We start from the raw sequence: 18,111 nt of genomic DNA, 5'->3' as shown, positions 1-18,111 counted from the left end.
TTGTAAAAGCAGGAGAGGGTGATGGCTCAGTCGGAAACACGGGTGCTAACCGCCGCGATCCCGGCGGCCTTGGCGGATAAGCTGGCGATCATGGCCGCCGAGCGGGACCAGTCGCCGGATGCCATCGTCCGACAGGCGCTCTCGGCCTGGGTTGAGGATGAGGAGGAGCGGTATCGCTTAACCTTGAAGGCTATTGCGCAGATTGATGCGGGGCAATATGTCGAGGATGCTGAGGTTCAGGCATGGCTGGCAAGTCTTGGGACCGATACGCCCCTGCCGCGTCCGAGGCCGAAATGATTGTTATTTGGACCGAGCAGGCTCTTGAGGACATCGAGCGGCTCAATGAATTTTTGAAATGGGATAATCCCGCCGTTGCCCGACGGGTCGTCCAGGCGTTGCGCGAAGCGCCCCAGCGGTTGCGGTCCATGCCGAGGTTGGGACAGAGGGTCGAGACAGTCTTGGCTCTTGAAGTCCGACGTCTTGTAATCGGGGCTTATGAAATCCGGTATGCTTTGCGGCAGGAGACTATCTATATTCTCCAAGTTTGGCACACCCGCGAACAGCGCTAACCCAAAACGATCCGCCGATACAGCACCAGCGGTTCCCCCGGCTTGGGTTCAATGAAAAGGCAAAGGTCCGCCAATAGCGCTGTGGGCGGCAAAAGCGGCGTCAGGGCTGCGCGCAGGCGGGCCAGGACATCCGCCCGGATGGGTTCCGCCAATGGCCCGGTCAGCGTGAGGTGCAAGCGGAAATCGTCGAACACATAGGGATAGCCCCAGCGCCGCAGATGCTCTTGCTGGCGTGGCGAGAGATTGGGGCCGCGTTTGGCGATCTCCGCTTCGGTCAAGGGCGCGCGGAAACGGTCCAGCGCCTCAACACAGCGCCCGGCCAGTGCGGCCAGCGCGTCTGGCGGATCGACGGGGCGTAGGGCCAGGAAAGCCCCCAGCGCCTCCACCGTTAGGGCGAGCGGCAGCGGCGACAGTTGGCGCGCTAAGACTTCTGCCGCGCGTTCGACGGCTTCCAGGCTCGCATTCTCTGCCAACCGAAACGGTGCTTTCAGGGTCGCATGGAACCCATAGCGGCGCGGTGCCTCCGTCATCGCTTCCCAAGCGGCGGGATCGAAGCCAAGGCGCAGCGGCGGCACCCAGCGACCCAAGGTATCGCGCCCTAGCCAGCGCGCGGCGAACTCCGCGAGCGGGCTGGCGTCGGGCGGGGTCCAATAGAGGGCGACGCGGTGGGGCGTCATGCCACCCGCCGCCCAGCGCGCCAGACACCTTGCACGAGGGGGAGGGCCGCCCCATCGCCGGTCCGATGCAGTCTAACGCGCAGCAGATCGGCCCGTTTACCGGGGGTCAGGCTGCCGCGATCATGTAACCCCACGGCCTCGGCGGGCGTGGCGGTCGCGGTGGCGACGGCGGCGGGCAAGTCGGCCTCGGTCGGGGCGAGCAGGAAGACCGCTTGCAGCAGGCTGACCGGCATATAGTCAGAGGACAGAATATCGAGCCATCCGCGCGCCGCAAGGTCCGCCGCCGCGATATTGCCGGAGTGAGAGCCGCCGCGCACGAGGTTCGGCGCGCCCATCAGCAGCTTCATTCCGGCCTTGCGCGACAGGTCGGCGGCCTCCAGCGTCGTCGGGAATTCGGCAATGCGCATTCCCTCCGCCGCCGCTTCGGCCACATGCTCCGGCTTGGCGTCGTCATGGCTGGCGAGCGGGAGACCCAGGCGCTGAGCGGTCGCCACCACGGCGGCGCGCTGCGGGGCGGCGTAGCGGGCCTGCCGTTCCACGGTCGCGGCTTCAAATTCCGCCATCTCAGCATCGCTGAGGCCGAATTTCTTCTTATAGAAACTGCGATAGCTGTCGAGGTTGGTGAACTGCCGTTGCCCCGGCGTATGGTCCATGATCGAGACCAGCTTCACCGCCTCCGGGATCGCCAATTGTTCTACCAATTCCATCAAATCGGGGTAGGAGATTTCGCAGCGCAAATGCAGAAAATGTTCGGCGCGGGTCAGATCGTCGGCGCGGGCGGCCAGGATCGCGTCGGCCATTGTCTTGAGGCTCCGAATTCGGTCCGACCCTTCGCGCACGTCCCCCAACGCCAGGGCATCCAGCACCGTTGTAATGCCGCTGCCCGCCATCTGGGCGTCGTGGCTCATCACAGCGGCCAGGGCGGGCCAGGTAACGCCGGGGCGGGGGGTGAAATGCTTTTCGAGATTATCGGTGTGCAACTCGATCAAGCCCGGCAGCAGGTAATCGCCACCGCAATCTTCCGCTGCCGCAAGCGAACTGCGGCCCGTATCGATGGCGGCGATGCGGCCATCTTCGATTGAAATTGTCCCAGAAACCACATCGGTCGGCAGGCAGAGGCGCAGATTGGTCAGGATCGTCGGACCGGCGATCCTGGATAAGCGTGTCATTTGTCGATAACCTCGGGTAACGGAACCGGCACGGGCCAGATCAATCCGGGGGGAGCGACCAGGGTGCGGCAGGCAGTATGGCAGAAGATCGCGGCAGCCTTGCAAGAGGATATTCGCGACGGCAGGTTTGCCCCCGCTGGACGGCTGCCGACCGAAGCCCAATTGGCAGCGCGGTTTGCCGTTAACCGCCATACGGTCCGTCAGGCCGTGGGGCATCTGGCCGATTTGGGCTTGGTCGTCTCGCACCAGGGCCGGGGTGTCTTTTTGCGCGATACGGGGCTTGAATATCGCGTTGGCCCGCGCACGCGCCTGACCGATAATCTGCGGCGCCAGGGCCATCATCCGCAGCGGGAGGCGATGACGGCCGACCGGGTTGCAGCCCCGCGCGCTGTAGTCAAGGCCTTGCGGTTGACCCAGGCGGCCGAGGTGTGGCGCCTAAACTACCTGACCCGGATTGACGGCAAGCCCGTGACCCTCAACGAACATTTCCTGCCCGCCGACCGCTTTCCCGATCTGGGGCCGGATTTTCTGCGTTTGGGATCGGTGACGCAGGCCCTGCGCGCGGGAGGGCTGGCTGATTATACCCGGGCGGAAACGCGGATCACCGCCCGCCTGACAACGCCGACTGAGGCCAAGGCCCTGGGGCTGCGACGGGGGCGCCCCCTCTTGGTAACCTGGGGGATCGACTGCGACCCGCTGGGCCGCCCGATCAGCGTCAATCATGCCCGGCTGTCGGCGGATACGGTGACCTTGACGGTCGAGCGCGACGAATAACCGCAGGCCTAGCCCGCGCCCCCTGCCGTTGATGCAGGTCAATGCCCCTAAAAAAAACAGGGATATGCTGCCCCCTATCGAGGCGCAGGTACGGGCGGCTCATAGGCTTTTAAAACACCAAAAGGGGTTCATAATGGCGACCAAATCGATTTTCGCCAAAACGGCTGCCGCTGCGCTCGGCGCGCTTCTGCTCGCATCGACTGCCCAGGCGCAGGATGCCCAGCCGGGCACCTTCAAGACGGGTGACTTCCTGGTGCGTGTGCGCGGCCTCGGCGTGCTGCCGGATGTATCGAGCAAGGTCAGCGCCCCCGTTGGCGGTAAGGTCGATATCAGCAATGACTTTATCCCGGAAGTCGATTTCTCTTATTTCTTCACGCCGAACTTTTCGCTGGAACTGATTGCCGGAACGACGCGCCATAGCGTGACCGATAAGAGCTCCATCGTCGGCGATACGCATCTCGGCACCGTGCGTCTGCTGCCGCCGACCCTGACGGCGCAATGGCACTTCCTGCCGACCGAGCGGATCAACCCCTATGTCGGCGCTGGGATCAACTACACGATCTTCTACGATGCCAAGAACGGCTCCCAGCATTCGGGCATCCGCTATGACGATAACTTCGGCTATGCGCTGCAGGCGGGGGTTGATGTCAATGTGGGCGGCAATTGGTACGCCAACCTCGATGTGAAGAAGATCTTCCTGAAGACCACCGCCCATGTCTCTGCCGCCAAGGCGATCCCGACGACCGCGAAGGTCGATATCGACCCGTGGATCGTTGGTATCGGGCTTGGCTATAAGTTCTAAGCGATTGAATACCCAGCCGATCTGATCCCTATCCCTAGGCAGGGTCGCTGCCCGTCCCCGAGACACTCGGGGGCGGGCTTTTTTATGGGGCGGATCATTTCAGTAGGCTTGGCAGGAAAACATATGGTATTAATATTGATATCGTTTGACTGAGGGCGTGGCTCAATGTCCAAAGCAATCCATGCTCTTGTCAGCCAAATGCGTCATACGCCGCAGGCTATTCGGTATGAGGATGTCAAAAAGGTTTGCGAGTATTATTTTGGGGCTCCGCGCCAAAATGGAACAGCCCATTGTGTCTTTAAAATGCCGTGGCAGGGGGATCCGCGCGTGAATATTCAACGGGGAAAAGATGGGAAGGCAAAGGCCTATCAGGTTAAACAGGTTCTTGCGGCACTAGAGCGATTATTGGCCCAGAGTAAGGAGCCGGATCATGGTGGCTGATCCTTATACCTATCGCATCGGTTGGTCGGCAGAAGACGCGGAATTTATCGGGACTTGTGTCGAGTTCCCTAGCCTTTCTTGGCTAGATGAGGATGAGGACGCGGCGTTTCGCGGCATCCGAAAACTGGTGCGGGAGACCGTGGCCGACATGACTGCAGCGGGGGAGGCGGTTCCGCAGCCGATCTCGTTACGGCCTTTTTCCGGCAAGTTCCAGGTTCGGACGACGCCCGAAATTCACCGTCGCCTGACGATTGAAGCGGCGGAAGCCCAGGTTTCCCTGAACCGCTTGGTGAACAGCAAGCTGCTGGGGTAGGGGCGCCCCTTACCCCTTCCACGCCCCGATCACTGCCGCCGTCTCGGTAATCCCAATCGGATTATCCTTCACGCTCATGTTCTCCCACACCCACAGGTGATGCTGACGGAGCGCGGCGGCGGACAGGTGCGGGCGGTTGCGGGTGGTTTGGGCGTCGGCAATGACCTTGACGCGAAACCCGTCGCTGGCGGCGCGGCGGATGCTGGTATCGAGGCAGAATTCGGTCGCATAACCACACACATAAAGATCGGTCACGCCCAGCTTGGCCAGCACGGCGGCAAGCTCGGTATCGCGGAAAGCGTCGCAGCTCTCCTTTGAAATTAGGTGATCGCCGGGTTGCGGGGCGATAGCGGCGGGCCACGCCCAGGTATCGGTGCCGCGTTCCCATTCGCCGCCTGCTTCTTCATGCTGAACCATGACGACCGGCACCCCAGCAGCGCGGGCGGCGGCTTGCAGGCGGGTGAGGTGGCCCAGAATCGCGTCGGCATCCTCAGCCTTCGCGGCGGGCGGTTCGAAAACGGCATTCTGAAAATCGATCAGCAGCAGGGCGGCGCGGGGCATGCAGGTCTCTCCAGCAGGGCGGGAACCCTACCAGAGCGCAAAGGCCGGTCGCGGGCAAGGCCTACCGTCCCGGTAGGGGCGGTGAACAATTGCTGCAAGTCCCTGGTAAATATCCCATCAGGGTTTTCCACAGTGAGGCAAGTTGTCTCCCAGTTCTGCGGATGTCCACAATAGAACTGTGCCTTAATCCTGCCAGAGTCGGGCCAATTTCGGGGTGCCAAGGATATTCCGGTGTCCCGATCATAAGCTTCGAGGATGGGAGAAACCTCAAATGGCTCTTGCAAATGCGCTTCCGGCGCGGAAACCTTTTTATCGTCAGCTTTACATTCAAGTGCTGTTCGCCATCCTGATCGGGGTGTTGGTCGGCATTGCCGCCCCCGATATCGCCCAGAACCCCTGGGTGAAGGCGATGGGCGACGGGTTCGTGAAGCTCATTAAAATGATGATCGCGCCGATCATTTTCTGCACCGTTGTTTCGGGCATTGCCCATGTGCAGGATTCGAGCAAGGTCGGCCGCGTCGGGGTGAAAGCCCTGATTTATTTCGAAATCGTCTCCACCTTCGCCCTCGTGCTCGGGCTGATCGTCGGCAATGTCGTCGCCCCCGGCGTTGGCTTTTCCGGTGGTAAGGCCGATGCGGCGGCGGTGGCGGGTTTTGCCAAGCAGGCCGGCGAAATGAAGACCATCGATTTCGTGATGGGCATTATCCCCGACTCGCTGATCGGCGCCTTCGCCAAGGGCGATGTGCTGCAAGTGCTGCTGGCCGCCATTCTGTTCGGCTTTGCGCTGATGTTCCTGGGCGAGCGCGGCAAGACGATGCGCGGCTTCATCGACGATGCGTCGCAGGCGGTCTTCGGCGTTATCGCCATCATCATGAAAGCCGCCCCCATCGGCGCTTTCGGCGCGATGGCCTTCACCATCGGCAAATACGGCCCGGCGGCGCTGGGTAATCTCTTGGGCTTGATTGCGACCTTCTATGTCACGGCGGCGCTGTTTGTCTTCGTCGTACTGGGGATCATCGCCCGCTTGCTCGGCTTCAGCATTTTCCGCTTCCTTGGCTACATCAAGGACGAGTTGCTGATCGTGCTCGGCACCTCCTCCTCCGAAAGCGCGCTGCCGCAGTTGATGGAAAAGCTGGAACGCCTCGGCTGCTCCAAATCGGTTGTCGGCCTCGTCGTGCCCACGGGTTATTCCTTCAACCTCGACGGCACGAATATCTATATGACGCTGGCGACCCTGTTTGTGGCGCAGGCGATGGGTGTTCACCTTAGCTTCGGCGAACAGCTCACCATTCTGGCGGTGGCGATGCTGACCTCCAAAGGCGCCAGCGGTATTACCGGCGCGGGCTTCATCACCCTGGCGGCAACCCTGGCCGCCGTGCGCCCGGAACTGGTGCCCGGCATGGCCATCGTCTTCGGCATCGATAAATTCATGAGCGAATGCCGCGCTATTACCAATCTCTGCGGCAATGGCATCGCCACGGTCGCCGTTGCCTGGTGGGAAGGCGAGTTGGACCGCGACAAGCTGAACAAAGCCCTGTCCCGGAACATCGACCCGTCGGACATCGAAACGGCCCTGACGACGGGGGCGGAGACCCCAGCGAAGGGCTGAACTTATCGCCACCAATCATCGGAAGGGGCGCCAGATCGGCGCCTCTTTTGTGTTGCTAGCGCAGCAGCCGCTCCGCATGCCACGCCAGATGGTCGGCGATAAAGCTGGCGATGAAGAAATAGGAATGGTCGTAGCCGTCCTGCCGCCGCAGGGTCAGCGGTTGGCCTGCGGTGGCGCAGGCGGCTTCCAGCAGTTCTGGCTTTAACTGTGTCGTTAGGAAACTGTCGGCGCTGCCTTGATCGACCAGAATATCCGGCACCCGCGCGCCATCCTCGATTAAGGCGCAGGCGTCGTAGGCGCGCCAAGCGGTGCGATCCGGGCCGAGGTAGCCGGTCAGGGCTTTCTCCCCCCACGGGCAATTCATCGGCGAGACGATGGGTGCGAAGGCAGAGACGGAACGGAAGCGGGCGGGCGAGCGCAAAGCGATTGTCAGCGCGCCGTGCCCGCCCATCGAATGGCCGGTAATGCCTTGGCGGGTCATATCGGCGGGCAGGGTCGAGCTGATTAAGGCGGGGAGTTCCTGTTCCAGATAGGTGCGCATGCGGTAGTGCTGCGCCCAAGGGGCTTCGGTCGCATCGACGTAGAAACCCGCGCCGAGGCCGAAGTCATAGGCCTTATCGGCATCGTCCGGCACGCCCTCGCCGCGCGGCGAGGTGTCGGGCGCGACCAGCATTACCCCAAGCTCGGCGGCGAGGCGCTGCGCCCCGGCCTTCACGGTAAAATTCTCCTCGGTACAGGTTAGGCCCGACAGAAACCAGAGGACCGGCACCGGGCCGTGCGCGGCTTGCGGCGGGGTGAAGACGGCGAGGCGCATCGCCGTCCCCGTCGCCGTGGAGGCGTGTTGATAGGTGGCCTGGGTGCCGCCGAAGCATTTGGCCTGGGAGACGATTTCTAAGGTCATTAGTAGACCACCACCGAGCGGATCGACTTGCCTTCATGCATCAGGTCGAAGGCGGTGTTGATGTCGTCGAGCGGCATGGTGTGGGTGATCAGACTGTCGATGTCGATCTTCCCGTCCATGTACCAATCGACGATCTTCGGCACATCGGTACGCCCGCGTGCGCCGCCGAAGGCCGAGCCTTTCCAGACGCGGCCCGTGACCAGTTGGAAGGGGCGGGTGGAAATTTCGGTGCCCGACGGGGCGACACCGATGATGATGCTTTCCCCCCAGCCGCGGTGGCAGCATTCCAGCGCTTGCCGCATGGTGTGGACATTGCCGATACATTCGAAGGAGAAATCGGCCCCGCCGCCGGTCAAATCGACGATGGCTTCCACCACCTTATCGCGGCCCACGTCGTCCGGGTTGATGAAATGGGTCATGCCGAACTTCTTGGCCATTTCGACTTTCGCCGGATTGAGATCAACGCCGATGATCTTATCCGCCCCGACCATACGCGCGGCCTGCAAGACGTTGAGGCCGATACCGCCCAAGCCGAAGACCACGACATTCGCCCCGGCCCACACTTTCGCCGTATAGATCACCGCGCCGATGCCGGTGGTGACCCCGCAACCGATGTAGCAAATCTTATCGAAGGGCGCGTCTTCCCGCACTTTCGCCACGGCGATCTCCGGCAGCACGGTGAAGTTGGAGAAGGTGGAACAGCCCATGTAATGGAAAATCTCGCTTTTCTCGCAGGAAAAGCGCGTCGTCCGGTCCGGCATCAGCCCTTGGCCCTGGGTTCCCCGGATCGAGGTACAGAGGTTGGAGCGCTGCGACAGGCAGGTTTTGCACTGGCGGCATTCCGGCGTATAGAGCGGGATGACGTGATCGCCGACTTTCACCGAGGTGACGCCCGCACCGATTTCCCGGACGATGCCCGCGCCCTCGTGCCCCAGGATCGCCGGGAACTTGCCTTCGGAGTCGAGGCCCGACAGGGTGTAAGCATCGGTATGGCAAACGCCGGTCGCCATGATTTCCACCAGCACTTCGCCCGGCTTCGGCCCGCCGATTTCGATGGTTTCGATGGTCAGCGGCTTATTGGCGGCCCAGGCAACGGCGGCACGGGATTTCATTGGCTCATATCCTTTGGCGAAACAAAAAATGCCCCGGCAGGGTAAAGGCGGCGTTTGGCTGCCGCAATGTCCGTTTAGCCGGGCGTCACGTACAGAGCGTTTTTGTCATATAAATCGTCGTGCCGCCCATGAAGGCCTCGCGCCCGGTAATGGCGTAGCCGACCTTTTCGTAGAGGGCGATGTTGGCTTTGAAGACGCCATTGGTCAGCAGGCGGATTTCCTCGCATCCTGCCGCGCCGGCCAAGGTTTCTGCCAGGGTGAGCCGCCGCCGCCCCAGACCGTGCCCCTGCTGGTCTGGGTGGATGGCGATATTTTCGATCCACAGGTGATCATCCCTGATCTCGGTTTCGAGAACCCCGAGGAGGGAGGCACCGTCAACGAGCAGATCGAAGCGATGGGCCTTTAGCGCCTGCGCGTAATCCACCCGCATCGGCATCGGTTCGCGCCCCAGCATCGGCACCCATTGCGCATAGGCGGCGCGCACCAGGGTTTGGATGGCGGCGGCATCGGCCGGTTCAGCGCACCGCAGGGCAGGAGCGATGAGGGACGTCATGATCGTATCTCCGCAGATAAAAAAAAACCCGCCGACCGGGAGGTGGCGGGGATTGATGCTTTGGGATCAGGCGGCTGACCCTTAAGGGGTCTCGCGCTGGGTGACCGTCAAATGCCTTCTATCGCCCCGCAGGTGATCGGAGCGTCGACGTCGTTGCGACGAAAGAAGACGAAGAAAGGTCATGCCGATAGTGCGGCCCAGGATCGCTCGATTGTCAATGGCAATCCCAGCCTGAGAGGTCTTCCGGGGAATAGAAAAAACCGCTTGATTCGGAAATGATCGTTTCCCATTGTGGGGCATGGTGGTTTCAACGCTTACCGCTGCCCCGCGTGGGCGCCCGCGCGAATTCGATATCGAAGCCGCCTTGGATAAGGCCGCGCGGGTTTTTAGTGCGCGGGGCTATCATGCAACCTCGATCACCGACCTTACGCGGGCGATGGGGGTAGCGCAGGGCAGCCTGTATAAAGCCTTCAAGGATAAGAAGGCCGTGTTCATCGCCGTGTTCGACCGCTTCAAGGCGCAGCGCCGCACGGCGTTCGAAGCCTTGGTGGCGGAAGGGGCGACGGGGCGGGAGCAGATGCGCAACGCGCTGCTGTTCTACGCCGAAAGCTCCCACGGGTTCGAAGGGCGGCAAGGTTGCCTGATTATCGGCTGCGCGGTGGAGCTTTCCACCTCCGAAGCCGATGTGGCGGACCGGGTGCGCTTTTCGATGGCGAATGACGAAGCCTTTCTGCGCCTGCTCATCCAGCGCGGGCAGGATGATGGGTCGGTCGCGCCCTCGGTTCCGGTCGAAGGGGTGGCGCGGGCGTTGCTGTGTCTGATGAAGGGAATGCGGATCGTCGGCAAGACCGGGCGAACGCGGGAGGAAATGGTCGCAGCGGTGGATGCCGCCTTGCGGATGTTGGACTGATTTTTTCGCTTAATTTGGAAACGACCGTTTCCTAAATACGGAGCCTGCCATGACCTCGCCTGACGCTGCGGCAACCGCCGATGATCCCCGGACGATTTCCGCCTGGATGACCTTTTTGCTGGCGGCAGCCTGCGGGCTGATCGCCGCCAACCTCTATTACGCTCAACCGCTCGCCGGGCCGATCCGCGCCAGTCTGGGCCTGTCGCCGGAAGCGACGGGGCTGATCGTCACCTTGACGCAGATCGGCTACGGCCTGGGGCTGCTGCTGATCGTGCCTTTGGGCGATCTGCTAGAAAACCGCCGCCTGATCCTAACGATGATCGGCATGGCGGCGCTCGCCCTGATCGCCGCCGGGTTAGCGCCGACGGCCAGCGCTTTTCTGGCAGCCGCGCTGCTGATCGGTTTGGCGTCGGTCGCCGTGCAGATCATCGTGCCCTTTGCCGCCCATATGGCGCCGGAAGCCGCGCGCGGGCAGGTGGTCGGCAATGTCATGAGCGGGCTGATGGCTGGGATCATGCTGGCCCGTCCGGTATCGAGCTTCATTGCCGATATTCTGTCGTGGCGGGCGGTTTTCTTCCTGTCGACCCTGGTGATGGGGCTGCTCGCTCTGGTTCTGGCGAAGGCGCTGCCGCAGCGGCGGCCACAATCGGCCCTGCGCTATGGCGATCTTCTCGCCTCCCTCGGGCATCTCGCGCTGCATACGCCGATCTTGCAGCGGCGGGCGCTGTATCAGGCGGCGCTGTTCGGGGCCTTCAGCCTGTTCTGGACGGTGACGCCGCTGGTGCTGGCCGGGCCTGCCTTCAGTCTATCGCAAAGCGGTATCGCCTTGTTTGCCCTCGCGGGGGCGGCGGGGACGGTGGCGGCACCGATTGCCGGGCGCCTTGCGGATCGGGGCTGGAGCCGCCCGGCGACCGCAGGGGCGATGATCCTCGGTGCTAGCGCGTTCCTCGTGACCCATCTGGTGCCGGAAGGCTCAACCCTTTCGCTCGGCCTATTCGTTGCGGCGGCGATCCTGCTGGATTTCGGGGCAACGGTGAACATCGTGCTGGGGCAGCGGGCGATTTTTGCGCTGGGGGCCGAATCGCGCAGCCGCTTGAACGGCCTTTATATGGCGACCTTCTTTGCGGGCGGCGCCATCGGGTCGGCGGCGGGCGGCTGGGCTTTTGCCCACGGCGGTTGGGCCTGGGCTTCCTGGGCCGGGATGGCTCTGCCGATTGCCGCGCTCCTGTATTGGATGACCGAACGCCGGGGCTAAACCCAAAGCCGATAGGCCCAGAAACTCTCGTCGGCAATAAAGCGGGCAGAAAATTCCCCTGGGGCGAAGCCGGTAATGCGTTTCACGGCGCGCGTCAGATGGGCTTGATCGGAAAAGCCTTCTTCCACCGCAAGGGCCGCCCAATCGGGCGGCTCGCCCCGGTCAAACCGCTCGCGGGCGGAAAAGAAAACGCCTTCTGTCCGCACCAAGCCTTGCCAATCGCGCAACGAGCGACCGCTGAGCGTTTTGATTCGGCGCTCCACTTGCCGGGGGCTGCACTGCCGCCGCCAGTCACGCGCTTGTATTGCTAGGCGGGCGACCCAATGGCGTCCCAACTGGCGCAGGGTTGGCGCGGTGGACGTGCGGCCCTGCACGGCGTGCCAGCGCGGGGCGAGATGGGTTGCCAGTGCCGCCAGAACCGCCGCGTCGTCGGGGGCGTTACGCAGGTCGGTCAGGAAAGGCATCCAATCCGGTCCAAGGACCGCGTCGGCAGGCAGAATGCGGTCCTGAAGGGCGGCACTGTCGATCCCGAACAGCGCCCTGGCGGTATCGGCGGTTAGGCAGGCAAAGCCGCCACGCCCGGTCTTTGGTGCCCAGGTGACTACGGGATGAAAATGGCTTCCGGCCAACAGCAGATCGGACGGAAAGCGGCGCCAGACAGGGCCGCGCTCGACCAGACCGGCATCGATCCCGTGGAACCAGCTTAGGGTAACCAGCGGCGTTGCCGGAAAATGGGTCAGGCGCTGTGCATCGCTCAAGGCCGCCGTCCGCGTATCGCGGCATAGGATCGCGACGATAGCCCCCTGCAAGGCGGGCGGCGTCGGATAGAGCCGCTCGACCACGCCTGTTGTTGCGCGCGGCGCGCGGGCTAGCGGATCGGGGCAGGTCGGCGGCATCACCATAAGCGCGGTATAGGTCAGCGCGCCGGGCCTGTCGATGTCGTTTCCGTTCAAGACAGGGGCCGCAGGATCGAGAAAGCTCCTGGCCATGGATAAGACCTCTCCGGCTGCCTGCCCCCGCCCCTCGGCGCCGAGTGCGCCCCCCGCCACCGGCCCCGTTAACACCGGTTGGCCCCCCGGGCCGCCGAGCGGTTTGACCGGCTGGGGGCTGATGGCGCGCATGGCCCGCGACCTCTTGGGCGCCTTGGCGGGCTGGCAGCAAACCTATGGCGATGTTTATCATCTGCGCCTATGGCCGGAGCATGAGATCGTCGTGACCGACCCCGAGTTGGTCCGCGCGCTATTGGTCACCCACCATGATCGTTTGATCCGCTGGGAGCGGGGAACGCGGGTTTTTGAGCAACTCCACGGCCAGAGCGTTTTCACGTCGGAAGGCGAAGCCTGGAAAGCCAAGCGGCAGGCCTTGCAGCCCAGCTTCTCCCCCCGCGCGGCACAGGATTTTGTTCCGACCATTGCAGCAACGGTTGCGGCGGGGGTGCAGGCTTGGCCGCAGCGGCAAGCGCTGTGGCCGATTGAGCGCGCTGTCACGGCGCTGACGATGGATGTGATCCTGCGCCTGATGTTTTCGAGCCCAGCGGGGGAGGAGACCGCCGCTGCCGCAGAGGCGGTTCACACTGTGTCGGCCGAAGCCAATAAGGAATTCTATTGGCCGGTCAGCCTGCCGGACTGGCTGCCGTGGAAAGCGGCCAAGCGCCGGGCGTTTAACGTGCTAACCGGCTTGATCGACCGTCATGTGCAGTCGCGGCTAACCCAGGCGCCCGACGCTTGGCCGCCCGATCTTCTGTCTCACCTATTGACCCTGCACCGCGACCAGCCGGGGGCTTGGCCGCTTCGGGCCGTGCGCGATGAATGTATGACGGCCTTTGTGGCGGGGCACGAAACGGTTGCCGCGACTCTGACCTGGTGGGCGTGGTGCCTCGCGGCGCATCCTGAGATCCAGGCCACGGCGCGGGCAGAGGTAGGGGCAGCCTTAGGCGATCAACCGCCCACGGCGGCAAAGCTGGCCAATCTACCCTTCTTGACGCAAACCCTGCACGAAACCCTGCGGCTTTATCCGGCGGCCCCTATGTTGTTGGCGCGGCGGGCGCGGGCGCCGATACCCCTCGGCACGTGGGTGTTTCCCGCGCGCACACTCTTTTTGATCCCCGTCCATGCGATGCAGCAGGATGCGCGCTGGTTCCCGGATCCTTTGGCCTTTAAGCCGGACCGCTTCGCCCCCGATGCGCCCGATATTCCGCGCGGCGCCTATCTGCCGTTTGGGGCAGGCCCGCGCGTGTGTTTGGGGCAGCGGCTTGCCGTGACCGAAATGACGGTGATCGCCGCGATGATCCTGCAGCGCTTCGACCTATCGGTCCCGACGGGGATGGCGCCGCCGCGCCCCATCTTTAACGTCTCGCTGCGCCCGCAAACGCCGCTTATGCTGTCGCTGACCCGCCGGGCCTAACCCGCGCGGCGCCGAACCCCAAGCCAGCCGCGCACTCTGTCCTTCAGGGACCGAAGTGTTCCACGGACCGATTGCCACCACGTCTGTCGGTCCAGCCAAGCGTGAACCCGCGCCTTCCAGGCCAGAATAATCCGATGGGCGCGGGCGATCAGGGTGAATTCCAGTAGCCGGTCGCGGCATTCCTGCCAGAGCGTGACGAGAATGACCCCGCCGATCATTTTCAACAGAACCAGAACGGCCAGGCCCAGCAGCAGCTTACCGGTGCCGATGAGGGCGAGGGCAGCGACCTTACTGCCTTCCGCCAGCGCCAGCAGAACCGAAAACAGCCCCAACGCCTGCCAGCGCGACCGCCGCCGCAGCCATGCCCGCAGGGTATCGAAGGGAACAACCGTTTCCACCGCCCGGCGCAGGGCATCGAGCAGCCCCCAGGCCAGTTCTTCCAGCAGAACCAGCACACCGATCAGAACGGCGGCTAGGCGGCGCAACACAGTTTTCATCAGGTACTATCTCATCCCAAGCCACTCGGGATAATAGCCTATTGGCAAGCCTGTGGCCTTACTATGGCATCGCTGATTTTGTATTTTAGGTAAGTGGCGGATGGGGAGGGATTTGAACCCCCGATACCCGTGAAGGTATGCCGCATTTCGAGTGCGGTGCAATCAACCGCTCTGCCACCCATCCGCATGACGCTACATCCCTGGCAGATGGGAAGCGCGTGTTGTGGCGCGGATGATTAGCGGGAACGGCGGGGGCGTGCAAGAGGGTTTTTTCGGGGGCGCGGGAGTGCCATGATTTTGCTGCCCCCGGCCCTTGCAGCGGACCCTTAGGAATAGAGTCGTTTTTTGCTTGACGGGGCGGGGCGCATGGGTAGAGTGCGCGTTCTCCGGCGGGCGCGGTTGCGTCCAGCGTTTCTATTGCGGTTGAGTTAGAGAGCCATGTACGCAGTCATTCAAACCGGCGGTAAGCAATACCGCGTCGCCCAAGACGATGTTATTACGGTCGAAAAGATCGAGGCTGCGGCTGGCGAAACCGTCACGCTCGACAAGGTGCTGCTGGTCGCCAATGGCGATACGCTGGCGCTCGGCGATGCCTTGACCGGCAAGACCGTTACGGCGGAAGTCGTGAAGCAAGCGCGTGGCCCGAAGGTCATCATCTTCAAGAAGCGTCGCCGCCAGAATTCGCGCCGTAAGAACGGCCATCGTCAGGACCTGACGGTTCTGAAGATCACGGCGCTGCCGGCGCTCTAAGCGACAGATCAGGTTAGAGGAGTCATACGAAATGGCCCATAAAAAAGCAGGCGGTAGCTCCCGCAACGGTCGCGATAGCGCCGGTCGTCGTCTGGGCGTGAAGAAGTTCGGGGGCGAAGTCGCCATTCCGGGCAACATCATCGTCCGTCAGCGCGGCACCAAGTACAAGCCGGGCAAGCATATCGGTATCGGTAAGGACCATACCCTGTTCGCGCTGGTCGAAGGCATCGTGCGGTTCCACAAGAACTCGCTCGGCACGACCGTGTACATCGAACAGCCGGAAATCGAAACCGCCCCGGTGGCGGCGTAACGACGCGCGGGTACGGCCTTTCTCTCCCCCGGCCTGCCGCGCGGTGAGAGCAAGCTGATAAAAGGGGGAATGGGTTACCATTCCCCCTTTGCGTTTTGGGGCGATGCAGACTGCTCCTAGGATATTCCGACGATGAAGTTTCTCGATCAGGCCAAGATTTATGTCCGCAGCGGCGACGGCGGGTCCGGGTGCGTCAGCTTCCGGCGCGAGAAGTTCATCGAATATGGTGGGCCGGACGGCGGCAACGGCGGGCGCGGCGGCGATATTTGGGTGGAGGCGGTGGCCAACCTCAATACGCTGATCGACTATCGCTACCAGCAGCATTTCAAGGCGCAAAACGGCATTCCCGGCATGGGGCGCCTCCGCTCCGGCCCCGGCGGCCGGTCGATCACCATGAAAGTGCCCGTAGGTACGCAGATCATGGACGAATTCAACGAAACCGTGCTGCACGATCTGACCGAACCGGGGCAGAAAGTGCTGCTGGCGCGCGGCGGCGACGGCGGTTTCGGCAACGATCATTTCAAATCTTCGACCAACCGCGCGCCGCGCCAATCGACCCCCGGCTGGCCCGGTGTGGAAATGTGGGTTTGGCTGCGGTTGAAGCTGATCGCCGATGCCGGGCTGGTCGGCATGCCGAACGCGGGTAAGAGCACCTTCCTAGCCGCGTCCTCTGCGGCGCGGCCGAAGATCGCCGATTATCCTTTCACCACGCTGAAGCCGCAGCTTGGCGTCGTCGGTGTCGATGAAAAGGAATTTGTGCTGGCCGATCTGCCGGGGCTGATCGAAGGCGCGTCGGAAGGCGTCGGCCTGGGCCATCGCTTCCTCGGGCATGTGGAGCGCACACGGGTTATTCTGCATTTCATCGACGGTACGGCGGAAGACGTGGCGGAAAACTACGCCGTCATCCGTCAGGAACTGGAAGATTATGGCGCGGATCTGACCGACAAGCCCGAAATCATCGTGTTGAATAAGATCGACGCGTTGATGGACGAAGACATCGACGAAAAGCGCGAAGCCTTGGCCGAAGTCAGTGGCCAGGATGCTTCGGAGATTCATCTCCTGTCCGGCGCGACCGGGCAGGGGGTGAAAGACCTCTGCCGCCGCGCCCTGCGGGTCATCGAAGGGGCGCAGGAAGCCGCCGAGGCTGCCGACCCCGCCGCCCCCTACCAGCCCTGAGGCTTTACCATGACCGCCGTCGCCCCCCTGCAAACGCACACTTTGGCCACGGCCCGGCGGCTTGTGGTGAAGATCGGCTCGGCCCTCTTGGTCGATGGTGAAACTGGTGCGCTGCGGCGCGAGTGGCTGAATGCCCTTGCCGACGATGTGGCGGCGCTGCGGGCGCAGGGCATGCAGGTGATTATCGTCACCTCCGGCGCGGTTGCCCTCGGGCGCGGCTCGCTTGGCTTACTCGGGAAGGCGCTGCTGCTCGAAGAAAAGCAAGCGGCGGCTGCGACCGGGCAAATCCGCCTCGCTCACGCCTATCAGGAAGCGCTGGCCCGCCACGGGTTGACCGCCTCGCAAGTGTTGTTGACCCTCGAAGATACCGAGGAACGCCGCCGTCATCTGAATGGCCGCGCCACGCTGAACGCGCTGCTCGCCCTGGGCGCGGTGCCGATCATCAACGAGAACGACACGATCACCACAGCGGAAATTCGCTTCGGCGATAACGACCGCTTGGCGGCGCGCGTGGCGCAGATGGCCAGTGCCGATACGCTTGTGCTGCTGTCGGATATCGACGGCCTTTATACCGCCGACCCGCGCGTAACCCCCGACGCACAGCATCTGCCGGAAGTGCGCACCCTGACGCCGGAAATCCTGGCAATGGCGGGGGAGGCGCTGCCCGGTTTCTCTTCTGGTGGGATGGTGACGAAGCTGCAAGCCGCGCGCGTCGCCCTGTCGGCGGGAGCGCGGATGGCGATTGCCTTGGGCAAGCCGCTGAACCCGCTGACCACCCTTCTGAATGGCGCGCGGTGCACCTGGTTTCTGCCGCAAGCCGAACCGCTAACGGCCCGCAAGCGCTGGATCGCCGCCTCGGTCAAACCCGCCGGAACCGTGACCGTCGATGCCGGGGCGGCCGACGCTCTGCGCGCCGGAAAAAGCCTGCTCCCCGCCGGGGTGCGGCAGATCGCGGGCAGCTTCGAGCGCGGTGATCTCGTGGTGGTGCAAGGCCCGACGGGCCAGACTCTGGCGCGGGGGCTGATTGCCTACGACAGCGCCGATGCCGCCCGCATCTCCGGGCGCCGTAGCGGCGAGATCGAAGCCTTGCTGGGGTATCGTGGGCGTGACGAGATGATCCACCGCGACGATCTGGTGATGGAGCGGGCGGGCGAGGAGTAGTCAGGGGCGCCGCCCCCGACGCCCCGCTCAAGGGACGTGTCCCTTGAGAATCCCATTTTCTGACAAAGAAAACGGGAAGGGACAAAAACTTAAAAGGATTGCCAAGGGGTAAGCCCCTTGGCTGGGTTGTTAGGGCAAAGCCCTAACCTCGCAAGAAGAAGAGGAAAC

General features: G+C 63.2%; 22 protein-coding genes and 1 tRNA gene. 14 read left to right on the top strand and 9 right to left on the bottom strand.

All coding sequences use genetic code 11. The features are described from left to right. Positions 1–21 precede the first annotated feature (21 nt). On the top strand, positions 22–297 hold the full coding sequence (locus tag CHR90_RS16760) for a CopG family ribbon-helix-helix protein (protein ID WP_094410278.1): 276 nt from the start codon (positions 22–24) through the stop codon (positions 295–297). Then, a complete protein-coding gene (locus CHR90_RS16755) occupies positions 294–569 on the top strand; it encodes a type II toxin-antitoxin system RelE/ParE family toxin (RefSeq protein ID WP_094410277.1) in 276 nt (91 codons plus the stop codon). Before CHR90_RS16760 ends, CHR90_RS16755 begins: the two co-directional genes overlap by 4 nt. Here CHR90_RS16755 and CHR90_RS16750 read toward each other — a convergent pair. Both CHR90_RS16750 and CHR90_RS16745 read right to left on the bottom strand, forming a co-directional pair. Beyond that, the gene (locus CHR90_RS16750; RefSeq protein ID WP_094410276.1) at positions 566–1,246 is read right to left on the bottom strand and encodes a DUF1045 domain-containing protein; all 681 of its coding nucleotides are present in this window, start codon (positions 1,244–1,246) and stop codon (positions 566–568) included. The two genes, CHR90_RS16755 and CHR90_RS16750, sit on opposite strands and share 4 nt — an antisense overlap. Continuing rightward, on the bottom strand, positions 1,243–2,415 hold the full coding sequence (locus CHR90_RS16745) for an alpha-D-ribose 1-methylphosphonate 5-triphosphate diphosphatase (RefSeq protein ID WP_094410275.1): 1,173 nt from the start codon (positions 2,413–2,415) through the stop codon (positions 1,243–1,245). Before CHR90_RS16745 ends, CHR90_RS16750 begins: the two co-directional genes overlap by 4 nt. Before the next feature lie 63 nt (positions 2,416–2,478). Between CHR90_RS16745 and phnF the strand changes: the two genes are divergently transcribed. The 4 genes from phnF (at position 2,479) to CHR90_RS16725 (ending at position 4,745) form a co-directional block, all read left to right on the top strand. Next, positions 2,479–3,189 carry a phosphonate metabolism transcriptional regulator PhnF gene (gene phnF / locus CHR90_RS16740; protein WP_170941450.1) on the top strand — a complete coding sequence of 237 codons (711 nt, stop codon included), beginning with the start codon at positions 2,479–2,481 and terminating at the stop codon, positions 3,187–3,189. Positions 3,190–3,322: 133 nt separating this feature from the next. Next, positions 3,323–3,991 carry an OmpW/AlkL family protein gene (locus CHR90_RS16735; protein WP_094410273.1) on the top strand — a complete coding sequence of 223 codons (669 nt, stop codon included), beginning with the start codon at positions 3,323–3,325 and terminating at the stop codon, positions 3,989–3,991. A 165-nt stretch (positions 3,992–4,156) separates the two neighbouring features. Continuing rightward, positions 4,157–4,432, top strand: a complete 276-nt coding sequence (locus CHR90_RS16730; protein WP_094410272.1) for a toxin HicA — start codon at positions 4,157–4,159, stop codon at positions 4,430–4,432. After that, entirely contained in the window at positions 4,422–4,745 is a 324-nt protein-coding gene (locus CHR90_RS16725) for a type II toxin-antitoxin system HicB family antitoxin (protein ID WP_170941449.1), read from the top strand. The genes CHR90_RS16730 and CHR90_RS16725 overlap by 11 nt, the downstream gene beginning before the upstream one ends. A gap of 9 nt (positions 4,746–4,754) precedes the next feature. Here the strand turns inward: CHR90_RS16725 and CHR90_RS16720 are convergent, their stop codons facing one another. Next, positions 4,755–5,306, bottom strand: a complete 552-nt coding sequence (locus CHR90_RS16720) for an isochorismatase family protein (protein ID WP_094410270.1) — start codon at positions 5,304–5,306, stop codon at positions 4,755–4,757. Between the two features lie 271 nt (positions 5,307–5,577). On the opposite strand from CHR90_RS16720, the gene CHR90_RS16715 reads away from it, so the two are divergent. Continuing rightward, positions 5,578–6,915 (top strand): dicarboxylate/amino acid:cation symporter, encoded by a 1,338-nt coding sequence (locus CHR90_RS16715; protein WP_094410269.1) that lies wholly within the window; start codon positions 5,578–5,580, stop codon positions 6,913–6,915. A 55-nt stretch (positions 6,916–6,970) separates the two neighbouring features. Here the strand turns inward: CHR90_RS16715 and fghA are convergent, their stop codons facing one another. The 3 genes from fghA to CHR90_RS16700 form a co-directional block, all read right to left on the bottom strand. Then, positions 6,971–7,816, bottom strand: a complete 846-nt coding sequence (gene fghA / locus CHR90_RS16710) for an S-formylglutathione hydrolase (protein WP_094410268.1) — start codon at positions 7,814–7,816, stop codon at positions 6,971–6,973. Beyond that, entirely contained in the window at positions 7,816–8,928 is a 1,113-nt protein-coding gene (locus CHR90_RS16705) for an S-(hydroxymethyl)glutathione dehydrogenase/class III alcohol dehydrogenase (protein ID WP_094410267.1), read from the bottom strand. Before CHR90_RS16705 ends, fghA begins: the two co-directional genes overlap by 1 nt. Positions 8,929–9,013: 85 nt before the next feature. Then, positions 9,014–9,481: a GNAT family N-acetyltransferase gene (locus CHR90_RS16700; RefSeq protein ID WP_094410266.1), complete on the bottom strand. Its 468-nt coding sequence runs from the start codon at positions 9,479–9,481 to the stop codon at positions 9,014–9,016. 298 nt (positions 9,482–9,779) lie between these two features. On the opposite strand from CHR90_RS16700, the gene CHR90_RS16695 reads away from it, so the two are divergent. Beyond that, the gene (locus tag CHR90_RS16695; RefSeq protein ID WP_094410265.1) at positions 9,780–10,391 is read left to right on the top strand and encodes a TetR/AcrR family transcriptional regulator; all 612 of its coding nucleotides are present in this window, start codon (positions 9,780–9,782) and stop codon (positions 10,389–10,391) included. Between the two features lie 49 nt (positions 10,392–10,440). Continuing rightward, complete coding sequence (locus CHR90_RS16690; protein ID WP_094410264.1) at positions 10,441–11,646, top strand: MFS transporter; 1,206 nt, start codon at positions 10,441–10,443, stop codon at positions 11,644–11,646. On the opposite strand, the gene CHR90_RS16685 is transcribed toward CHR90_RS16690, so the two are convergent. After that, positions 11,643–12,635, bottom strand: a complete 993-nt coding sequence (locus tag CHR90_RS16685; protein WP_212668717.1) for a helix-turn-helix domain-containing protein — start codon at positions 12,633–12,635, stop codon at positions 11,643–11,645. The genes CHR90_RS16690 and CHR90_RS16685 overlap by 4 nt on opposite strands. Between CHR90_RS16685 and CHR90_RS16680 the strand changes: the two genes are divergently transcribed. Then, the gene (locus CHR90_RS16680) at positions 12,634–14,049 is read left to right on the top strand and encodes a cytochrome P450 (RefSeq protein ID WP_094410263.1); all 1,416 of its coding nucleotides are present in this window, start codon (positions 12,634–12,636) and stop codon (positions 14,047–14,049) included. The two genes, CHR90_RS16685 and CHR90_RS16680, sit on opposite strands and share 2 nt — an antisense overlap. On the opposite strand, the gene CHR90_RS16675 is transcribed toward CHR90_RS16680, so the two are convergent. Beyond that, entirely contained in the window at positions 14,046–14,546 is a 501-nt protein-coding gene (locus CHR90_RS16675) for a hypothetical protein (RefSeq protein ID WP_094410262.1), read from the bottom strand. The genes CHR90_RS16680 and CHR90_RS16675 overlap by 4 nt on opposite strands. Positions 14,547–14,640: 94 nt before the next feature. After that, positions 14,641–14,730: transfer RNA gene (locus CHR90_RS16670), tRNA-Ser, on the bottom strand. 254 nt (positions 14,731–14,984) lie between these two features. Between CHR90_RS16670 and rplU the strand changes: the two genes are divergently transcribed. The 4 genes from rplU (at position 14,985) to proB (ending at position 17,943) form a co-directional block, all read left to right on the top strand. Then, the gene (gene rplU, locus CHR90_RS16665; protein WP_094410261.1) at positions 14,985–15,296 is read left to right on the top strand and encodes a 50S ribosomal protein L21; all 312 of its coding nucleotides are present in this window, start codon (positions 14,985–14,987) and stop codon (positions 15,294–15,296) included. Positions 15,297–15,327: 31 nt separating this feature from the next. Continuing rightward, positions 15,328–15,606, top strand: coding sequence for a 50S ribosomal protein L27 (gene rpmA / locus CHR90_RS16660; RefSeq protein WP_094410260.1), 279 nt, complete (start codon positions 15,328–15,330; stop codon positions 15,604–15,606). A 132-nt stretch (positions 15,607–15,738) separates the two neighbouring features. Continuing rightward, on the top strand, positions 15,739–16,782 hold the full coding sequence (gene obgE / locus CHR90_RS16655; RefSeq protein WP_094410259.1) for a GTPase ObgE: 1,044 nt from the start codon (positions 15,739–15,741) through the stop codon (positions 16,780–16,782). Between the two features lie 9 nt (positions 16,783–16,791). Next, positions 16,792–17,943: a glutamate 5-kinase gene (proB, locus tag CHR90_RS16650; RefSeq protein WP_094410258.1), complete on the top strand. Its 1,152-nt coding sequence runs from the start codon at positions 16,792–16,794 to the stop codon at positions 17,941–17,943. The last annotated feature ends 168 nt before the right edge of the window (positions 17,944–18,111 follow it).

The organism is Elstera cyanobacteriorum (assembly GCF_002251735.1).
GTDB classification, from domain to species: domain Bacteria; phylum Pseudomonadota; class Alphaproteobacteria; order Elsterales; family Elsteraceae; genus Elstera; species Elstera cyanobacteriorum.
This window is presented reverse-complemented; position numbering and strand designations above follow the sequence as displayed.

Excerpts from the sequence above, each read along its gene's own strand:
- CHR90_RS16760 (WP_094410278.1), top strand. The coding sequence starts at position 22 with ATGGCTCAGTCGGAAACACGGGTGCTAACCGCCGCGATCCCGGCGGCC.
- CHR90_RS16755 (WP_094410277.1), top strand. The coding sequence starts at position 294 with ATGATTGTTATTTGGACCGAGCAGGCTCTTGAGGACATCGAGCGGCTC.
- CHR90_RS16750 (WP_094410276.1), bottom strand. The coding sequence starts at position 1,246 with ATGACGCCCCACCGCGTCGCCCTCTATTGGACCCCGCCCGACGCCAGC.
- CHR90_RS16745 (WP_094410275.1), bottom strand. The coding sequence starts at position 2,415 with ATGACACGCTTATCCAGGATCGCCGGTCCGACGATCCTGACCAATCTG.
- CHR90_RS16735 (WP_094410273.1), top strand. The coding sequence starts at position 3,323 with ATGGCGACCAAATCGATTTTCGCCAAAACGGCTGCCGCTGCGCTCGGC.
- CHR90_RS16730 (WP_094410272.1), top strand. The coding sequence starts at position 4,157 with ATGTCCAAAGCAATCCATGCTCTTGTCAGCCAAATGCGTCATACGCCG.
- CHR90_RS16725 (WP_170941449.1), top strand. The coding sequence starts at position 4,422 with ATGGTGGCTGATCCTTATACCTATCGCATCGGTTGGTCGGCAGAAGAC.
- CHR90_RS16720 (WP_094410270.1), bottom strand. The coding sequence starts at position 5,306 with ATGCCCCGCGCCGCCCTGCTGCTGATCGATTTTCAGAATGCCGTTTTC.
- CHR90_RS16715 (WP_094410269.1), top strand. The coding sequence starts at position 5,578 with ATGGCTCTTGCAAATGCGCTTCCGGCGCGGAAACCTTTTTATCGTCAG.
- fghA (WP_094410268.1), bottom strand. The coding sequence starts at position 7,816 with ATGACCTTAGAAATCGTCTCCCAGGCCAAATGCTTCGGCGGCACCCAG.
- CHR90_RS16705 (WP_094410267.1), bottom strand. The coding sequence starts at position 8,928 with ATGAAATCCCGTGCCGCCGTTGCCTGGGCCGCCAATAAGCCGCTGACC.
- CHR90_RS16700 (WP_094410266.1), bottom strand. The coding sequence starts at position 9,481 with ATGACGTCCCTCATCGCTCCTGCCCTGCGGTGCGCTGAACCGGCCGAT.
- CHR90_RS16695 (WP_094410265.1), top strand. The coding sequence starts at position 9,780 with ATGGTGGTTTCAACGCTTACCGCTGCCCCGCGTGGGCGCCCGCGCGAA.
- CHR90_RS16690 (WP_094410264.1), top strand. The coding sequence starts at position 10,441 with ATGACCTCGCCTGACGCTGCGGCAACCGCCGATGATCCCCGGACGATT.
- CHR90_RS16680 (WP_094410263.1), top strand. The coding sequence starts at position 12,634 with ATGGATAAGACCTCTCCGGCTGCCTGCCCCCGCCCCTCGGCGCCGAGT.
- CHR90_RS16685 (WP_212668717.1), bottom strand. The coding sequence starts at position 12,635 with ATGGCCAGGAGCTTTCTCGATCCTGCGGCCCCTGTCTTGAACGGAAAC.
- CHR90_RS16675 (WP_094410262.1), bottom strand. The coding sequence starts at position 14,546 with ATGAAAACTGTGTTGCGCCGCCTAGCCGCCGTTCTGATCGGTGTGCTG.
- rplU (WP_094410261.1), top strand. The coding sequence starts at position 14,985 with ATGTACGCAGTCATTCAAACCGGCGGTAAGCAATACCGCGTCGCCCAA.
- rpmA (WP_094410260.1), top strand. The coding sequence starts at position 15,328 with ATGGCCCATAAAAAAGCAGGCGGTAGCTCCCGCAACGGTCGCGATAGC.
- obgE (WP_094410259.1), top strand. The coding sequence starts at position 15,739 with ATGAAGTTTCTCGATCAGGCCAAGATTTATGTCCGCAGCGGCGACGGC.
- proB (WP_094410258.1), top strand. The coding sequence starts at position 16,792 with ATGACCGCCGTCGCCCCCCTGCAAACGCACACTTTGGCCACGGCCCGG.